The sequence below is a fragment of the Nocardia farcinica genome (assembly GCF_029867845.1).
GTDB classification, from domain to species: domain Bacteria; phylum Actinomycetota; class Actinomycetes; order Mycobacteriales; family Mycobacteriaceae; genus Nocardia; species Nocardia farcinica_A.
In genome coordinates, this window is the sequence record NZ_JARWRU010000914.1 from 1 (window position 1) to 3,735 (window position 3,735).

At 68.3% G+C, this 3,735-nt stretch carries 3 protein-coding genes and 1 pseudogene; 1 reads left to right on the forward strand and 3 read right to left on the reverse strand.

All coding sequences use genetic code 11. From position 1 onward, the window contains the following. Positions 1–186, reverse strand: a pseudogene (locus tag QH283_RS20115) (resuscitation-promoting factor); the annotation flags it as partial. Between the two features lie 169 nt (positions 187–355). Then, a complete protein-coding gene (locus tag QH283_RS20120) occupies positions 356–1,183 on the reverse strand; it encodes a TatD family hydrolase (protein ID WP_280504532.1) in 828 nt (275 codons plus the stop codon). On the opposite strand from QH283_RS20120, the gene metG reads away from it, so the two are divergent. Next, positions 1,144–2,802, forward strand: coding sequence for a methionine--tRNA ligase (metG, locus tag QH283_RS20125; RefSeq protein ID WP_280504533.1), 1,659 nt, complete (start codon positions 1,144–1,146; stop codon positions 2,800–2,802). The two genes, QH283_RS20120 and metG, sit on opposite strands and share 40 nt — an antisense overlap. A gap of 18 nt (positions 2,803–2,820) precedes the next feature. Here the strand turns inward: metG and QH283_RS20130 are convergent, their stop codons facing one another. Then, a complete protein-coding gene (locus QH283_RS20130) occupies positions 2,821–3,573 on the reverse strand; it encodes an isocitrate lyase/PEP mutase family protein (protein WP_280504534.1) in 753 nt (250 codons plus the stop codon). Between the last annotated feature and the right edge of the window lie 162 nt (positions 3,574–3,735).

Genomic DNA, 3,735 nt, shown 5'->3' on the forward strand with positions numbered 1-3,735 from the left:
CAGCACGCCCGCCACATCGCGCGACATCGTGGTGCGGACCGTCTGATCACCGTCGACGACGACGGTGACGGTCTTGCGATTCACGATGGCCATGGCGGCGCCGACGATGAGGGTCAGCAGCAGCGCCGCCACCGCGGCGTAGAGCAGCGGCGAACGCGATTGGTTGATCTTCGCGAACGGAGACATGGTCACAGGACCATAACGACCGGAATTCCCGGCGACAACCGCACCGAGCACAGGCGGCGGATCGCGAATCACGATTCGATATCGACGCCGCAGGTGACCGACATTGTTCGCGGCCGTTTGTGACCCGCCTCACAGATCGGTTTCCGATCCGGGGAAACAGGGAAAAGAATCAGATCCGGTAGAAACGCCGCGCGTTCGCCGTGGTGATCTCGGCCAATTCCTCCGGGTCCTGGCCGCGCAATTCGGCCAGCGCGCGCACCGTGTACGGCAGGCAGTAGGACTCGTTGGGCGCGCCGCGGAACGGATGCGGGGTCAGATAGGGCGCGTCGGTCTCCACCAGGATGCGGTCGTCGGGCACCACTTTGGCCGCCTCGCGCAGCTCGTGGGCGTTCTTGAAGCTGACGGTGCCGGAGAAGCTGAGCACATAGCCCTGCTCCACACACGTCATCGCCATGTTGGTGTCGGAGGAGAAGCAGTGGAAGATCACCGTGTTCGGCGCGCCCTCGTCCAGCAGCACGGTGAGCAGGTCGTGGTCGGCTTCCCTGTTGTGGATCATCAGCGGCTTGCGCACCCGCTTGGCCAGGTCGATGTGCCAGCGGAAAGCCTCGATCTGGGTCTCGATGTCGGCGCAGCCCTCCAGCCTGCCCGGCCAGTAGTAGTCGAGGCCGGTCTCACCGACCGCCACCGTGCGCGGGTCGGCGGCCAGCCGCTCTAGTTCCGCCTCGGCCTCCGCGTCCAGCGCGTTCGCCCTGGTGGGATGCAGGGCGACCGCGGCGAAGACACGCTCGTCGCGGTGCGCGGCTTCCACCGCCCAGCGCGCCGCGGCCAGATCGTCGGCCACGGTCACCACGCGACCCACCCCGACACTCTCGGCCCGGTCCAGGATCGCCGCCGTGGAGGCGGCGTCGGTGGCCCCGCAGGCGTCCAGGTGGGTATGCGCGTCGACCAGCGGAGACAGTGGTCGAGGCGGTTCCGGGGCGGGGCGCGAGGCTTTCATCGGACTCCTGGTCGAACGCGGACGCGGTGGTCACTACAGTAGTCAGCACCATGAACGCGGACGCACCAGCCTTCTACGTCACCACGGCCATCGCCTACCCGAACGGCGCACCGCACATCGGGCATGCCTACGAGTACATCTCCTCCGATGCCATCGCCCGGTTCAAGCGGCTCGACGGCTACGACGTGTTCTTCATGACCGGCACCGACGAGCACGGTCAGAAGATGCAGCAGACGGCCGCCGCCGAGGGCATCCCGGTGCAGGAGCTGGCCGCCCGCAACTCCGATGTCTTCCAGCGGCTCGACGAGGTGCTCGACATCTCCTACGACCGCTTCATCCGCACCACCGACGCCGACCACCTGCGCGCCAGCGAGGCCATCTGGCAGCGCATGCTGGCCAACGGAGACATCTACCTGGACAACTACTCCGGGTGGTACTCGGTGCGCGACGAGGCGTTCTACACCGAGGAGGAGACCACGCTGCTCGAGGACGGCAGCCGCATCTCCACCGAGACGAAGACCCCGGTCACCTGGACCGAGGAGTCGAACTTCTTCTTCCGGCTGTCGAAGTACCAGGACAGGCTGCTCGCGCTGTACGAGGAGAACCCGGACTTCATCGCGCCGGCCACCCGGCGCAACGAGATCGTCAGCTACGTCAAGGCCGGGCTGAAGGATCTGTCCATCTCGCGCACCACCTTCGACTGGGGCGTTCCCGTGCCGGGCCACCCCGACCACGTCATGTACGTGTGGGTGGACGCGCTCACCAACTACCTCACCGGTGTCGGCTTCCCTGAACTGGATTCGCCGGAATTCCGCAAGTACTGGCCCGCGGATCTGCACATCATCGGCAAGGACATCACCCGTTTCCACGCGGTGTACTGGCCCGCCTTCCTGATGTCGGCGGGCATCGAGTTGCCGAAACGCGTTTTCGTGCACGGCTTCCTGTACAACAAGGGCGAGAAGATGTCGAAGTCGGTCGGCAATGTCGTCGACCCGCTCGCCCTGGTCGACGAATACGGCTTGGACGCGGTGCGTTTCTTCCTGCTGCGGGAGATCTCCTACGGCCAGGACGGCAGTTACAGCCACGAGGCGATCGTCTCGCGCATCAATGCCGATCTGGCCAACGAATTCGGCAATCTGGTGCAGCGCAGCCTCACCATGGTGAACAAGAACTGCGGCGCGGCGGTGCCGAGGCCGGGCGAATTCACCGACGAGGACCGCGCCCTGCTCGACCGCGCCAACGGCCTGCTCGAGCGCTGCCGCGCCGAATTCGACGGCCAGCAGATGCATCTCGCGCTGGAGGCGATCTGGCTGACCCTCGGCGAGACGAACCGCTATTTCTCCGCCCAGGCGCCGTGGGCGCTGCGCAAGTCCGGCACCGAGGAGGATCTGGCCAGGATGGCCACGGTCCTCTACGTCACCCTCGAGGTGGTGCGCATCGTGGCCATCCTGGTGCAGCCGGTCATGCCGGGGTCGGCGGCCAAGATCCTGGATCTGCTCGCCGTGCCGGGCCGCACCTTCGCCGACATCGGCGTTTCGCTCGAGCCGGGCACCCCGCTGCCCGCGCCCGCGCCGGTGTTCCCGCGCTATGTGGAACCCAAGGACGGCGAGAGCAAGTAGACCGCAACGCCCGCGCCGTCAGTGCCAGCGGGCGAGCAGCCGCTCGGCCTCCCTGCCGAGCGCGGCCTGCAGGAACGGCCCGAAGCTGATCCGGCCCACCCCCTGGGCGGCCAGCTCGGCCTTGTCCGAGACGTCGGGCACGGCGATGGCGTTGACCGGCAGCGGCAGCCGCGAGGTCAGCGCGCGCATGGTCTGCTCGTCGTGCCTGCCCACCGGGTAGAGCACGTCGGCGCCCGCCTCGGCGGCCAGGGTGAGCCGGGCGATCGCGCGGTCGAGCCGGTCGGACTCGTCGCCGTCCCGGCGCAGGAACAGATCGGTGCGGGCGTTGACCACCACGTGCACACCCGCCGCGTCGGCGAACTCGCGCAGGCCGCGCACCAGGTCGGCGTGCTCGTCGGCGCCGCGCAGCCTGCCGCCCTCGCTGTGCACGGTGTCCTCGATGTTCAGCCCGACCGCGCCCGCCTCCAGCAGACCGTCCACGAGCTGGGCCGGGGCGAGCGCGTAGCCGGATTCGACGTCGACGGAGACGGGCACGTCCACGGCCGAGGTCACCTGACGGACTCTGGTGAGCAGTTCGGTGAAGGTCATGCCCTCGTTGTCGGCGCGGCCGATCGAGTCGGCGACGGGATGGCTACCCATGGTCAGTGCCGTAAATCCCGCCCGCACGGCGAGATCCGCCGACCACGCGTCCCACACCGTGGGCAGCACGACCGGGTCGCCCGGCCGGTGCATGGCCAGCAGTGTCTTCGCTTTGCTCTCCAGAGTCGTCATGACTCGATCATGGCTCAGTCGCAGGCCTGGGGCCGGCAATCGCGCGTGGCGTGGGTGTCGAGCACGCGCGAGCCCGGCCCCACCGCGCCGAGGCGGTCGCGGGGGGGGTAGGTGGTTAACCACCCGCGCGACCGGCAACCGCACCCGCTGGCGGGGGGGAGG